A 14,966-nucleotide genomic window follows, 5' to 3' on the forward strand; every position below is an offset into this window, starting at 1 on the left:
ATTCAAGAAAAATTAAACCACCTATCCCCTAAAGAATTTAGGGAACAGATGGTTTAGGTGTTTTGATATGTGTCCCGTTTTCGGGGTTCACTTCAGATATAAGGGGTTTTTATTGTTAATGAGAAGATACTGTTTCTTGAAGACCTTTAGTCAATTGAACATCGACTTTTTCAGCATCATGAATATGGCTCATAATAGTAGTATTTAATTTTTGGAACATTTGTTGAGTGTTTGCAAATTCTCTTAATATATCATCATTACAAGATTTTTGGTTTTCGATAGCTTTAATAACATTTGTAGCGCCACTTTGTAATGTTTGAATCATCATTAAAATATTTTCAATTCTAGCGTTAGTATCAGCGCTCATTTCTACACCTTCATCAACTAAATGTAAATTATCTTTTGTATTTTCATATGCTTTTTCAATTTCTTCTTGAATTTTTTTCGTTAAGTTACCGATGTTTTTTGTACTTTCAGCTGTACTTTCAGCTAGTTTTCTTACTTCATTAGCAACAACAGCAAATCCTTTACCGTGTTCTCCAGCACGTGCAGCTTCAATACTTGCATTTAACGCTAGTAAATTTGTTTGTGCTGCAATGTTTTGAATCACTTCTACAATTTGTTCAATTTCTTTAGAGCGTTCGCTTAAATGATTCATACTATTAGAAGTACGTTGAGATTGTTCACCTAATCTATTAATTACAATGAGTAAGCGATGAACGGATTCTTTTCCTTCATTAGAGCAATCGATAATTTCTTCAATAGATTGAATTAAGTTTTGCTCTTTTTGTAGCATTTCGTTATTTAATTCGTTGGAATGTGTAGTACGCATAGAAACATTTTCAAAGCATGCGTTCAATTGTTGAATTAAGTTTTGGAGTGTATGATGTTGGCTATTTACAAGTTCGTGCTCTTGCATAACGCTTTTTACACGATTATGGATAGAAGATATAATTTCTTGTTTTTCCACATCTTTTTGTTTTAATTCTGCTTCTAGTTCATGTATATGAGTTTCTAGTTGATCAATTTTATGTTGGAGTGATTTCTTTTGAGTAAACATTTTATTTAATTCAACCGCCTTTGGGATTTTTAATTTCTCTATATTTGGATTTTAGCATTTTTTATAATTTTTAAATATAGGAATTGTTAAATATTTAAGAATCTATTACATTTTGTTCACAATTCTCTTTTTTTGTCATGAAAAATAAACTGTATTTAATGGTCCTGTAAACAAACTGTAAAATAAATCATGTATAACTGTATAAGAAGGGAGTCGGATTATGAACTATTTTAAGCGAATCAGTAGTCTAGTATTAGCAGGAATTATCGTTCTTTCTAGTACAGTCGCTGTAAAAGCAGAGTCAAACGACGAGAAACTTAACAACATGCAACAGCAATTGCAGCAAAACGATGCAGATATGCAGAAGAAAGAGCAAGAGAAGCAAGCTGTTAGTAAAGAAATTCAAGGTATCGAAAATGAACTACATAATTTAAATAATACAATTGCAAAAAATAAAGAGGATCAAGCTGCTATTCAACGTAAAATCGATGAAACACATAAGCAGATTGAACAAAAAAAGAACGAAATTGTCGTTTTAGAAGATAAAGTCCTTGCTCGTAAGGATATTATGAAAAAACGTATGGTTTCTGTTCAAAATAGCTCAAATACGAGTTTAGTAGTAGAAGTTGTTGTAGAATCAAAAAACTTTGCAGATTTCATACAACGTATGAACGCAGTTACGACTATTCTAGAAGCAGATAAAGAAATTTTACGTCTACAAGAACAAGATCTTCGTCAAATTGAAGAAGATAAAAAAGAGATTGATGAAAAAGAAGCATCTTTAGTAGTAGATAAACAAAAATTAGCAAAAGCACAAGCTGATTTGCAAGATAACTTGAAAAAACGTCAAGATAACTTACAAACAGTTCAAGCTAAATATAATCAGGTTGCAAGCCAACTTAATTTAGCAGCAGAAGAAAAGGCTAAAATTGAATCAAATATGAAGGCAGTACAAGAAACAATCGCTCGTGAACAAGAAGCAGCAAGAATTGCAGCGGAAGAGCGTGCAAAAGCGGAAGCAGCTGCAAAGGCTGAGCAAGAAGCTTTAGCGAAAGCGCAAGCGGAAGTTGCTGAAAAGCAAAAGCAAGAAAAAGCTAATAAACCAGCTGAACCAGTTGCTAATAATAGTTCGAAAGTAGAGCCTGAACAGCCTAAAGTAACTGCTGGCGGAAAAGAAATGTATGTACACGCAACAGCTTATACAGCAGATCCATCTGAAAATGGTTATGCAGCAGGTCAACAAGTGTATTCTGCATGGGGCCATTATAATCTAACTGCAAACCCAGGAATGAAATTAATTGCGGTGGATCCATCTGTTATTCCATTAGGATCTACTGTAAATGTTGAAGGCTATGGAATTGCAATTGCAGCAGATACTGGTGGCGCGATTAAAGGTCACAAAATCGATGTTTTAATGCCAGATAAAGCTTCGTCTAGTAATTGGGGCAGAAAAAATGTTAAAGTTACAATTTTAAACTAAAACGTAATCCAACTTTACAAAACGTAAAGTTGGATTTTTTTTGTAAAAATAATGTTAAGTTGAGTTTACATTTTGTTAAGAGTATCATACAATAATGGTAAGAGGTGGTAAATTTGACCATTTTAAATAGAGTGAAGGAATTAAGAGCGCGTTTTAATTTTACACAAAGTGTATTAGCGGAAAAAGTCGGAGTGACGAGACAAACGATCGCAGCAATTGAAAAGGGGGATTACGTTCCTTCATTGTTACTAGCATTGACGATTTGTGATGTATTCGAGTTAAAGATGGAAGATGTGTTTGTTTTAAATAAGGAGGGGGAAGAGGATGAATAGACTCGTATTTTCTTATATGCTAAATGTACTTTTAATGGTATTAGCAGGTTGGGCGTTTATTGAGTTGTATTATTTTACTATTGAAGTCGCTAATTTTATTCAAACGGAGAGAGTACCATCTGAAATTTCACTGAGTTTAATGCCGCTAGGATTACTTTTAATATTTGGTATTGTATCGACTGTTCTTTATAAAATTCAAAAGAAAAAATATAAAGAGCTCTCGTATTGGATGTTTCCACTATTATTTCCTCAAGAGGATGAGAGAGAAAAGGCAATTACAGAAAAGGCTTGTCGTACTACATTTATGTCACTATGGTACGTGTTGCCTTGTGCGGTTGGTTTTTTAACTCTTTCTCCAATTGCTAATCTATATGTTCCTGCATATCCGATATATATTGCATTTAGTATTTTCTTTATTCAAATGACGATTTTTCACGTATCCTTATATCGAAATAAAATCGCTTAAAAAGAAACCTTCTTGCATCGGCAAGAAGGTTTCTTTTCAGCTTACACTTGTACATATAGCAATATTATCTTATCATTTTATATAGAGTAAGATTTTGTAAGGGAAAGGAATTGTATATGAATAAGCAAAGAATTTATAGTATAGTAGCAATCCTTCTATTTGTTGTAGGTGGTGTGTTAATCGGAAAGCCATTTTATGATGGATATCAGGCTGAAAAAAAACAGACTAAAAATGTACAGGCTGTTCAAAAGATGGATTATGAAAAACATGAGACGGAATTTGTAGATGCTTCGAAAATTGATCAACCAGACTTGGCAGAAGTAGCGAATGCATCATTAGATAAGAAACAAGTAATTGGTCGTATTTCGATCCCGAGTGTTTCATTAGAACTTCCTGTTTTAAAATCTTCTACTGAGAAAAACCTATTATCAGGTGCAGCAACAGTAAAAGAAAATCAAGTAATGGGAAAAGGAAATTATGCATTAGCAGGACATAACATGTCTAAAAAAGGTGTTTTATTTAGTGATGTAGCAACTTTGAAAAAAGGCGATAAAATGTATTTGTATGATAATGAAAACGAATATGAATATGCGGTTACTGGTGTATCTGAAGTAACTCCTGATAAATGGGAAGTTGTAGAGGATCATGGGAAAGATGAGATAACGCTTATTACATGTGTATCTGTGAAAGATAATTCTAAGCGTTACGTTGTTGCTGGTGATTTAGTAGGAACGAAGGCGAAGAAGTAAAAAAGAAGGTCAACTCTTTAAAGAGTTGACCTTCTTTTTTACTAATGTTGAGAAATAATAGAATATTTTAGTTGGTATTTAAGTATTTTTCTATTTATGTATAATAAAGTTAGAATTTAAGATTTTGGGAGGAACAAGAGTGAAACAACAGGTGAAGAAACTTCTTTTAACAACAAGTGTAGCGTTATTGGTAGCTCCAATTTCAACCTATGCGCATCCAGGGCGTACAGATGCTAATGGGGGACATACGTGTCGTACAAATTGTGAGAAATGGGGATTACAGTACGGGGAATATCATTATCACAATAAACCAGCTTCTAGTAGCGGTGCAACGAGTCCAGCTCCAAGCTCTAATAACAATGGTGCTGTAGAAGCTGAAAGACAAGCAGAAGCGCAGCGCAATGCTGAGGCTGAAAAACAACGTGCCGCAGAGGCACAGCGTAAAGCAGAAGAAGAGCGACAACGTGTAGCGGAGGAACAAAGAAAAGCAGAGGAAGAGAGACAACGTGTAGCTGAAGAACAAAGAAAAGCTGAAGAGGCACGTAAGCGAGAGGAAGCACAGCGTCAAGCTGATATGGAAAAAGGGCAGCTTGAGGGACAAAAAAGTGGAGAGACTGATTTTAAAGCAGGGAAAAATGATGCGGAAGCACATTTAGCTGGAAAATCAGATACATATAAAGAAGCATTCAAAACCGTTTATGCTGCATCTTGGTCTTTAGAAGAGCAGAAGAAAACGCATTTTGAAAAAGGAAAAGAGCAAGGGTTAACACAAGAAGCAATGGACGATAGTCAAATTACTCCTGAGTTTAAGGTGAACTTTACAGAAGGTTTCCAAGTAGGTAATAAAGAGAGAACCGAAAAGATTGAAAAAGAACAAGCGGAACTTGGTGAAAAGGCTGGTAAAGAATTAGCTGAAAAGAAACCTGGAAATACTGAAAAGGATACATATGTGAAAGTATATGAAACCGCGTATGAAAAGGGATATAAGGCTGCTAAAAAGGCAGCGGAAAAAGCTGGATATACATATGCATTTGAAAACTACGACTTAAAAGTTCCTGCTAAGTATGAAAAGAATGAAACATTAAAGAAATGGTTTACTGAAGGATTTAAATCAAATAAAAAGGCAGCGGAAATTCGAGAAGAAGGATATAAAAAAGGAGACAGCTGGCTTTCGTTCTTCTATAAGAGTTTCGTGCCAAGTGAATATAAAGAACATAAAGGCTTGTATGAACAAGCAATAGAAAAGGGAAAGAAAGCGTAAAAAAAGATGAGGAAAATTCCTCATCTTTTTTTAATCCATCCATTTCACTAATTTCTTAGAAATTGATAATAAAACACAACCTAAAACGATCGCCACAGCGCCAATAACTGTGAATACTTCAGCATATCCAAGTGAAGTTGTGAAGCTTGCAAGCTGTCCGCCTAAAATATTAGCAATACCTGAGCTTGCTAACCATACTCCCATTAATAAAGAAGCAAGTTTTACTGGAGCGAGAGCACTAACCATTGATAGCCCGACAGGTGATAAGAATAGCTCACCTAACGTATGGAAAAGATACGTAAAGACGATAAATAGTAAGTTTGCTTTTTCTGTAATGTTATGTTCGTCACTGCCTGTTTTTAACGTAGCGATAACAAGAACAATATAACCGATACCGAGTAAGATCATACCAAGTCCCATTTTTGTTGGGATTTTCATGTCACCATTTTTTCTAGTTGCCAGTTTCGCCCATAATGCTGAAATAGCTGGTGCAAGTAAAATAATAAATAACGGATTGACCGATTGGAACCAAGATGTTGGAACTTCCCATCCGAATACAGAGCGGTCTACAAATTTGTTTGTATATAATGTTAACGAACTACCAGCTTGTTCAAATCCAGCCCAGAAGAAGACAACAAAGCATGTTAAAATGACGATAACTGTTGTACGTTGTTTTTCTTTTTTTGTTAACGGTGTATTTCCTATTGTTTGTTGTCCAGCATCCGTTTGCAAATCGCGAGTTGGTTTTTTACCGATATCACCAAGGAAGCGATTTGATAGTGTTGTAAATAAAATTTGTCCAATGATCATTCCGATTGAAGCGGCTAAGAAACCGTAACGGAATCCGAAATGAGCAACGCCATCTACTGTTGTTTTGAATAAATTTTCTGATAAAAACCCGCAAACGAGTGGAGCTAAAAATGAACCGACGTTAATACCCATGTAGAATATTGTAAATGCACTATCACGTTTTGGATCATTTTCTTCGTATAATTCTCCAACAAGTGTAGAGATATTCGGTTTGAAGAATCCATTACCGATAATAATAAGCGCTAATCCGAGGTATAGACCGACTTGGTTTTGCAAGGCAAATAGTGTAAGGTTACCGATTGCCATTGTTATACCACCAATTGTGATGGCTTTTCGTTTGCCTAGAAAACGGTCCGTTAAGTATCCACCGATCAATGGTGTGAAATAACAAGCACCAGTATAAAATCCGTAAATAGAGAGTGCCCAAGCGGGACTAAACCCAAGACCACCACTTACTAAAGCTGTTGTTAAATATAATGTTAATAATCCTCGTAATCCATAGTAACTAAATCTTTCCCACATTTCTGTAAAGAAGAGTAAGTATAAACCTGGAGGATGTTTCTTTTTTCTTTGTTGTTCTCTTTCTAGTTGTATCGCTGATTCCATAATATTTTCCTCCTGACACAAGCAAAAAACAAAGTTAATAGTATTGCATGATTAATATTTTACCTTATTAACTATTATAAGTCAATAAAGGTTGATTTTTCAGAAGAAATTTGAAAAGGGAAATAGCTATAGAATGGGTGTTTCTTTTGTGATAGACTATGGACTATGTTTTCTTTGTAAGGAAGCGGATTACCGTATTTTTTTATTTGTGGAATTGATTTCATGTAAGGTGAAATTGAAGAAGGAGAAAGAAATGAAATTGTTACAGAAAAAAGAAATTTTGCTTATTAGTCTTATGTTATTCTCTATGTTCTTTGGGGCCGGAAATCTTATATTTCCACCTTTCCTTGGATATGAAGCAGGAGAACATGTATGGATTGCATTGTTAGGTTTTATTATATCAGCAACAGGGCTTCCTATATTAGGTGTTATCGCTATTGCGAAAGCAGGGAGTTTTCAAACGTTAGCAGGCAGGGTTCATTCTTCATTTGCAATTATTTTTCCGTGTATTGTGTACTTATTTATTGGACCAGGTCTTGGTATACCACGTGCAGGAAGTTTGGCTTTTGAAATGGGGCCAGGCCAGTTGTTCCCAGAAGCGGGTAGCGTAGTTTTGTTATTGTACACGGCTATTTTCTTTAGTATTGTTTACTGGTTAAGTTTATCACCGTCTAAATTAATGGGCTTGTTTGGAAAGGTGTTAACGCCTTTATTATTATGTATGATTGCTATTATATTTATAAAAAGTATGTTTACATCAGTAGGCAGTGTGAAAGAGCCTGCAGGAAATTATGGACAAGCTCCTATGTTCCAAGGATTTTTAGATGGATATTTAACGATGGATGCGTTAGCAGCTTTAATATTTGGGATTGTTATTGCAAATGCTCTGCGTGCAAAAGGTGTAGCGGATGATAAAGGTTTAGCGAAATATATGAGTATTGCTGGTATTGGAGCAGGACTATTACTAACTATTATTTATGTCATTCTTGGATATGTTGGTTCAATTAGTGGTTCATTGGGTACATTTGATAACGGTGCGAAAGTGTTAGCACAAGTTATGACGACATTATTTGGACAAGGCGGAGTAGTATTATTAGGCCTTATTTTTACTATCGCATGTTTATGTGTTTCAATTGGGCTGGTTACGTCTTGTAGTCAGTTTTTTGCAAGTGTATTTCCGAAAGTATCTTATAAAGTTTGGGCATTTATATTAAGTTTTGTTAGTATGGTTTTAGCTAATTTAGGATTAACGCAAATTTTAAAAGTATCGGTACCGATTCTGGGATTTATTTATCCAGTTGCACTAACGCTTATTATTTTAGGGTTATTCCATAAGTATATTGGAAAGTATGTATACGTATATTCGGTCACGATTGGAATCGTAGCGTTATTTAGTGCGATTGATATTTTAAACAAAAGTGTACTGATGAATAAATGGACACCACTACTAAAAGTTCTTCCGTTTTATACAGAAGGTGTAGGTTGGATTGTTCCGGCATTTGTAGGTGCCTGCCTCGGTATGATTGCTAGTATTGCTATAAATAAGAATAAATAAGTAAGAGGTGTTTTCCTATTTCGGAAAACACCTTTCTTTTTTTGGAAAAATAGTATCGAACATGAATAGACTAATAGTATGATAAGGGTAATTGGTAATATATAGATTTTACATGAGTGATGAGGGGGGAGCGTATGAAGGAGGATTTGAATAAGAAAATAGAAGCACTCGAAACGGCAATTGAAACGATGCAAGAGACACTTTATGAATTGAAAGCGAAACAAAGAAAAATAGAAGTAGATAAAGTTCAACAAAATGTTAATAAGGAAAAGAAAGAATATATTGAAGCGGTAAGTAATGAAAAGTTACAAGAAGATGTAGTGAAAATCAAAGAGCCTGTTCAAAAAGTTGAGGAAAAACAAGTAAATATATCTGTTTTTAAACCGGAACCATTCAATATTATTAAGTTTTGCCAAACATGGTTGCCGCGTATATTTGTCGGTATTATGCTACTTGGCGTTATTTGGTTATTTAAAGCAGGGGTAGATGCTGGTTTATTAACACCAGCGATACGAATTGTGTTTGGTATCGCCTTATCTATCGGTTTGTATTATATAGGGGATATTCAAATTAAACGAGAGCGGCAATCGTTAGGATTAGTATTAGCTGGAGGAAGTATTACAGGTATTGTTTTAACAACATTTGCGGCACATTATTTATATGAGTTTATTCCTGCAAGTATTGCGTTTATCTGTAATATTGTATGGGTTATTTTAGGGATTTATTTAGCGAAAAGATATAGATCGGAATATCTCGCTATTTTCGTGGCGGTGGGAGCATTTTTTGTTCCTTTCTTGTTAAATAGTACGACTCCTAATACGTATATTTTCTTTAGTTATGAGACGATATTAACAATTAGCCTATTATGGTATGCATTGAGAAACCGTTATAAGTACTTGTATATGATTTCTTATGTTGTTGCGGCAATTGTCCTATTTGTCTTCTTTGTTGTTATGTCAATATTAGTAGAGAATGTGCAAGTACAGTTAACAGTTGTATACGGTGCAATTCATTTACTATTATTTTGGCATATGTTTTCGGAGAGAAGTTTTATACAAGAAGCACGATTGGCGATATTTAGTGCGAATGCAGTTTTCTTTATTTTAGCTATCTCCCAAATTCCTGAATTTACAACGTGGGGATTAGTTATAAGTGCATTTGTGCATGCTGTTATGTTTGTACTTGAATATAGGAAGAATAAACATTCTGTATTTTCAAATCTAATATTTGGCTTTGCAATGGGATCATTTAGTTTAGCGATTTTATACGAGTATAGTTTGGTGAATGCAGCGATCGTATTATTGTTACAAGGTTTCCTCGGTATGGTTACTGCTATTAAAGTAAAGCAAAATATTAAATTATATGTAAGTGCAACGATTTATGCTATTGGAATGGTGCAGACGATTTTTAGCCCGTTTGATGAGTTCATTTCAGCAGGGTTTGTCGCTCATATTATTTTAATAGGAACGTTCTATTATTGCATGAGACAAGCGAAAGAAGTGTTAGCGAGTTTTGGTAAATATGTGTACTCTATAGCGCTCTACTCGTTAATGGTTATTGTGTTTATTACAATTACTAGGATCGGTGAAGTTCTTTCTACAGATGGAAGTATAATTAGCGTATCTGTATCATTATTATGGATGGTATATGCTTTATTTGCAGTTTGGTTTGGCCGTTATAGACAGATGAACGAAATATTATATGCTGGATTAGTCGTATTAGTAGTAACAGTAGGGAAGTTATTCCTTCTCGACCTACCAGAGGTGTCGATGATGATTAGGGCGGTGTTATTCTTAATCGTAGGTAGTATAGGTATCGTTATTTCAAGAATGTTTTTCTCAAAAGAAGAGAAGTGAGAAGAAGGCAATCCCTTTACGGATTGCCTTTTCTTTTACTTTACTTTAATTCTTACCAATCGTTACAGCCTCATTATATTTAGCTGTTGTGTTTTGTCTTATGCGAAGTGTTGCTTGTCCAGTTGTATTTGGGGCAAGTTGTACGTTCACAATTTTTTCAGCAGATCCTTGGTTATTTGTTATGAAAGAGAATGTACTGCTATATCCGAAAGAAGACGGCCAAGTGCCATTTGTATTTTGAACTTTTGCTACCTGTGTTCCGCCAGTTGTGAAAATACCTAAAGAATAATTATTGTACGTTGTATTTGGTAATAAGTTATTTACTTGAATCGTCATTTGGAACACTTCATTGTTTGGTAGAATGCTAGGGTGAGTAATTACGTAATCACTCGTTGTCACTGCACCGTTATAGCCGTATGAACCTGGTTTGAAAGTATTTGTATTGAACCACTGGTAACCTTGACTTGGTGCACTCCAAGGTTCTGGTTGTGGTTCTGTTGATAAACTTGGTTGTTCAAATGTTTGTAGAGCTGTAGGGGCATCAAGCTGTAAACCACTCACTTGATCTAAGCTTGTAAATGTTTCTTGCTTCGCTAACCAATTCACGATGTTTTCTAATAGAACAGCATCGTTTTCTTCTTTATAACCATCATAAGTTTTCTTTGATTGACCTGAATCTTCACGAACATATTTTGGCGATGCATCTTCAACAGGAGAAGAGTCACCGATAAAGGCAGCTTTTCCAAGTCCTACTTTTGCGATAGCAGCATAAGGCCCCTCTGCAACGCCACCACCGTTATAAACGCCGCTATCAACAGCGTTATTCCATTTTGATGGATTTTCTGGAAGATATACAAGGCCTTTCGCTAGTTTTGGATTTGTAATCGCAAGGGTAGAGCCGGCATGCATTGCTACAGATGAAACGCCAGTTGTAATTCCGAATGATTGCACAGGTGAGACAATATTTTTAGCTGAAACATCACCAAGTGCATTGTAACGGAAGCGAATACCGAAATTATCGGATAGCCAATCAGAGCTTTCTACTCCTTGCATAGCTTGTGAAGTTGTTTCTTCATTAGACATTCCCTTTGCTGGATTATCCCATGCCCCGCGTCTATATCCATTGAACACTTCTGAGGAGTCCCAGCGGTTTTTATTACGATCTGCATTATAATGATCGGCAATGAAGAAAATACTGCCGCCATTTTTCACGTATTGTAACATTGCGTCTTGTTCAGATTTTTTGTAAGGAATATTTGCCTCTGGAACGATAAACACGTTGTAATTTTTTAAGTCGTCGTATGTAATAGGTGTTGATTTACGAAGTTCTTTTACATGATATCCGTTTTGGGCAATGCCGTTTCCGAAATCAGAAAAGCCGCCATCAATAACCCAGTCAGCTGTCCCGGCAGTTTGACCGTGCGTATTATCGAATAATACTTTCTTCCCATTGTTTTGATTTACAACCTTTGCAGCAATTTCAGGAGCTGGGTCTACAGAGCTTTCGGCATAAGTAGACGGTATGAACGAACTCCCCATACTAAGTGTAATTGCTGTTGCTAAAGAAAATGTAATCCATTTTTTATTCTTCATAGAAGAATCCCCCTAATAATAAATATATGTGCTTTAATAATGTAATTTATTTTTCTGAAAAAATAAAGACAGAAAACGTAAAAAATATTAAAAAATTGTAAAAATACCGTGAATTTTGTTGAGAAATATTTATATAGGCAATAAAAAATCCCTTCCAATTAATAAGGAAGGGATAGCTTGTTTAACTAATTTTTGAATTAGGTGTTTCATCGATCTTATGAAACCCTTTCATGTAATACACGATAGCTAAGCCGATAAGCCAAATTGGGCCAATGATTAATGCAATTCGTGTATCTTCTGAATACGCCATAATACCTAGTACAAGTGCGAGGAAGCCAAGTGAGAAGTAAGAGCTTAATGGATGTAAAGGCATTTTATACGTTAGCTTGTCTTTTTTCTCAGTTGGTAATCCTTTACGGAATTTAATTTGAGCGACTAATATTATACCCCAAGTCCAAATTGCCCCGAAAGTTGAAATACTAGTTAGCCATGTAAACACTTTTGCAGGAACAAGATAGTTTAATATAACGCCAACGAGTAAAACAATCGCAGTTGCTATAATACCTTGACTTGGAATGCCATTTTTATTTAAACGTCCAAATCGTTCAGGTGCTTTCTTTTGTTGTGCTAGTGTAAATAGCATACGCCCTGTACTAAATAAACCACCGTTACAAGAAGAAAGTGCAGCTGTTAATACAACAAAGTTAATAATACCTGCTGCTTTTGCAATGCCGATTTGTTGGAATGTTAATACGAATGGACTTCCTTTCTCGCCAAGTTCGTTCCATGGATAAATTGCCATCATAACGAATAATGCCCCGACGTAAAAGATTAGGATTCTCCAAAATACGTTATCGATAGCTTTTGCGAGTGTTTTCTTCGGGTTTTGAGCTTCACCAGCTGTAACACCAATTAGTTCAACGCCTAGATAAGCGAATAATACCATTTGTAAGGAAAGCAATAATCCAGAGAAGCCATTTGGGAACCAGCCCCCATGTTCCCAAAGATTTGAAATACCAGTTGCAACGCCGCCATTTCCAAATCCGAATAGAATAATACCAAAGCCAATCACTATCATACAGATAATTGTGACAATTTTAATGAGAGCAAACCAAAACTCAAGTTCTCCAAATACTTTTACTGATAAGAAGTTGAAAGCGCTCATTAATAATAGAGCGAGTAGTGCCCAAGTCCAGCGCGGGATATCTGGGAACCAGTACTGCATGTAAATTCCAGCCGCCGTAATTTCAGCCATACAAGTAACAACCCATAAGAACCAGTAGTTCCAACCAGTAATATAGCCAGCAAGTGGGCCGATATAATCATTAGCATATTTACTAAAAGAGCCGGCAACCGGTTGTTCAATTGCCATTTCTCCGAGCGCTCGCATAATGAAAAAAATAACGAGTCCAGCGATCATATAACCTAGTAAGATGGAAGGACCAGCTAGTTTAATAGCAGAAGCAGATCCTAAAAATAGCCCAACGCCAATAGCCGAACCGAGTGACATTAAAGTAATATGTCGTTCTTTTAAACCTCGATTTAAAGTTCCAGATTTGTTTGTGTGCTGCATAAGAAGAATCCCCCTTGTAGAATGAGTTGCCTAAATATTTAACTATTTCAAATTATAAAACATTTATATCTGTTATGCTACAAAAATAATCAAAATGAACTGTACTACATCTGAACTTGTCAGACTTAAACTTAAAATTCTCACTATTAGAGAATATATTGACTCTTCTTTTTATTGATTGTTAAGATTAAGTATTATATTTTCTCACATACTAGTAAGAAAAGAATGTGTGATAATAATTCAGGTGTAGGAAGGGTACATAGCCATGTTTCAATTACAAAAATATAACACTTCTGTGAAGCAAGAGCTTTTAGCGGGCATCACAACTTTTTTTACATTTGCGTATATTCTTGTCATCAATCCGAAAATATTATCTGATGCAGGTGTACCATTTGATCAAGCGTTTACGGCAACTATTATTGCGACAGTTATTGGGACGCTATGTATGGCGTTTTTAGCTAATTATCCAATTGTTATTGCTCCAGCTATGGGGATGAATGCATATTTTGCTTATTCTGTCGTTCAACAGGCAGAGGGGATTACGTATGTCATTGCGTTTTCGGCAGTATTTGTAACAGGTATCATTTTTCTTTTATTATCTTTCACTTCATTTAGGCAAAAGCTAATTATCGCAATTCCTGACAGTTTAAAACATGCAATTGCAGGTGGAATTGGACTATTTATTGCTTTTATTGGATTACGTCTATCTGGAATTATCGTGGATCATCCATCTAACTTAGTTACGATTGGTGATTTTCATTCTCCAGCCGTTATTTTAACTTTAATTGGTTTAATTTTAGCGGCAGTATTAATGGTATTACGTGTGAGTGGTGCATTATTTATTAGTATGATTGTGACAGGAATTATCGCCTTCTTTACGGGGCAACTGAAGTTTGAGGATAAAATTGTAGCGATGCCTCATTTACCAGAGGGTATTATCGTTTCAAATCCAATCAATGCTTTTTCAGATGTAATTCAGTATGGATTATATGGTGTTGTATTTTCATTTTTACTTGTACTTTTATTTGATACGACAGGTGCATTACTCGGTTTAATTAAACAAGCTGGTTTAATTACAGATAATACAGAGAAACGTTTTGGCAAAGCGTTTATTGCAGATGCGATTGGCGGAACGACAGGTTCTATCTTCGGAACAAGCCCAACAGCAGCAACGATTGAATCGTCAGCTGGTATTGCTGCAGGTGGTAAAACTGGATTAACAGGTATTGTAGTTGTTGGTCTAACGATTATAACGGCATTTTTCAGCCCTGTTATCGCGTCTTTATCAAGTGTAGCTGCTATTACAGCTCCTTCATTAATTATTGTAGGTAGTTTAATGGCACAAAGCATTCGTGATATTAATTGGAATGAATTTGAAGATGCATTACCAGCATTTTTAATTTTCGTTGGTATTCCGTTAACGTCTAGTATTGCAAATGGAATTGCAATTGGATTTTTAGTGTATCCAGTATTAAAAATTGTGAAGGGGAAAGGGATGGAAGTACATCCGTTACTATATTTATTTACAATTTTATTTGGATGTCATTTATTCTTATAGTATAGAGATAGGAAAGGGGTCTTCTTATGAGAGGCTCCTTTTTTGTGTATAATAAAGTGAAAAAAAC

Annotated in this window: 11 protein-coding genes and 1 pseudogene; 8 read left to right on the forward strand and 4 right to left on the reverse strand. The window is 35.2% G+C overall.

From position 1 onward, the window contains the following. Positions 1–115 precede the first annotated feature (115 nt). Positions 116–619 (reverse strand): annotated as a pseudogene (locus ABH955_RS27745) (methyl-accepting chemotaxis protein); the annotation flags it as partial. A gap of 661 nt (positions 620–1,280) precedes the next feature. Between ABH955_RS27745 and ABH955_RS27750 the strand changes: the two are divergent. The 5 genes from ABH955_RS27750 to ABH955_RS27770 all read left to right on the forward strand — a co-directional run bounded on the left by ABH955_RS27750 (position 1,281) and on the right by ABH955_RS27770 (position 5,348). Beyond that, positions 1,281–2,540 carry a 3D domain-containing protein gene (locus tag ABH955_RS27750; RefSeq protein ID WP_404457195.1) on the forward strand — a complete coding sequence of 420 codons (1,260 nt, stop codon included), beginning with the start codon at positions 1,281–1,283 and terminating at the stop codon, positions 2,538–2,540. 113 nt (positions 2,541–2,653) lie between these two features. Continuing rightward, complete coding sequence (locus ABH955_RS27755; RefSeq protein ID WP_002167109.1) at positions 2,654–2,872, forward strand: helix-turn-helix transcriptional regulator; 219 nt, start codon at positions 2,654–2,656, stop codon at positions 2,870–2,872. Beyond that, entirely contained in the window at positions 2,865–3,338 is a 474-nt protein-coding gene (locus ABH955_RS27760) for a hypothetical protein (RefSeq protein WP_061675087.1), read from the forward strand. Before ABH955_RS27755 ends, ABH955_RS27760 begins: the two co-directional genes overlap by 8 nt. 116 nt (positions 3,339–3,454) lie before the next feature. Further along, positions 3,455–4,087, forward strand: a complete 633-nt coding sequence (locus ABH955_RS27765; protein WP_078206595.1) for a class A sortase — start codon at positions 3,455–3,457, stop codon at positions 4,085–4,087. A gap of 139 nt (positions 4,088–4,226) precedes the next feature. Then, a complete protein-coding gene (locus ABH955_RS27770) occupies positions 4,227–5,348 on the forward strand; it encodes a YHYH domain-containing protein (RefSeq protein WP_404457197.1) in 1,122 nt (373 codons plus the stop codon). A gap of 30 nt (positions 5,349–5,378) precedes the next feature. Here the strand turns inward: ABH955_RS27770 and ABH955_RS27775 are convergent, their stop codons facing one another. Continuing rightward, positions 5,379–6,764: a peptide MFS transporter gene (locus ABH955_RS27775; RefSeq protein ID WP_002090906.1), complete on the reverse strand. Its 1,386-nt coding sequence runs from the start codon at positions 6,762–6,764 to the stop codon at positions 5,379–5,381. Between the two features lie 253 nt (positions 6,765–7,017). Here ABH955_RS27775 and brnQ1 point away from each other — a divergent pair, with 253 nt between their 5' ends. Both brnQ1 and ABH955_RS27785 read left to right on the forward strand, forming a co-directional pair. Next, complete coding sequence (gene brnQ1, locus ABH955_RS27780; RefSeq protein ID WP_395923019.1) at positions 7,018–8,319, forward strand: branched-chain amino acid transport system II carrier protein BrnQ1; 1,302 nt, start codon at positions 7,018–7,020, stop codon at positions 8,317–8,319. Positions 8,320–8,453: 134 nt separating this feature from the next. Next, positions 8,454–10,175: a DUF2339 domain-containing protein gene (locus tag ABH955_RS27785; RefSeq protein ID WP_404457200.1), complete on the forward strand. Its 1,722-nt coding sequence runs from the start codon at positions 8,454–8,456 to the stop codon at positions 10,173–10,175. 45 nt (positions 10,176–10,220) lie between these two features. Here ABH955_RS27785 and ABH955_RS27790 read toward each other — a convergent pair whose 3' ends face one another. Further along, the gene (locus ABH955_RS27790) at positions 10,221–11,768 is read right to left on the reverse strand and encodes a DNA-binding protein (RefSeq protein ID WP_404457202.1); all 1,548 of its coding nucleotides are present in this window, start codon (positions 11,766–11,768) and stop codon (positions 10,221–10,223) included. 181 nt (positions 11,769–11,949) lie between these two features. Continuing rightward, positions 11,950–13,341 (reverse strand): amino acid permease, encoded by a 1,392-nt coding sequence (locus ABH955_RS27795; protein WP_002125290.1) that lies wholly within the window; start codon positions 13,339–13,341, stop codon positions 11,950–11,952. A 265-nt stretch (positions 13,342–13,606) separates the two neighbouring features. Between ABH955_RS27795 and ABH955_RS27800 the strand changes: the two genes are divergently transcribed. Then, positions 13,607–14,899, forward strand: a complete 1,293-nt coding sequence (locus ABH955_RS27800) for an NCS2 family permease (protein ID WP_002029772.1) — start codon at positions 13,607–13,609, stop codon at positions 14,897–14,899. Positions 14,900–14,966: the final 67 nt, after the last annotated feature.

The organism is Bacillus sp. RC240 (genome assembly GCF_044907945.1).
Lineage (GTDB): Bacteria > Bacillota > Bacilli > Bacillales > Bacillaceae_G > Bacillus_A > Bacillus_A mycoides.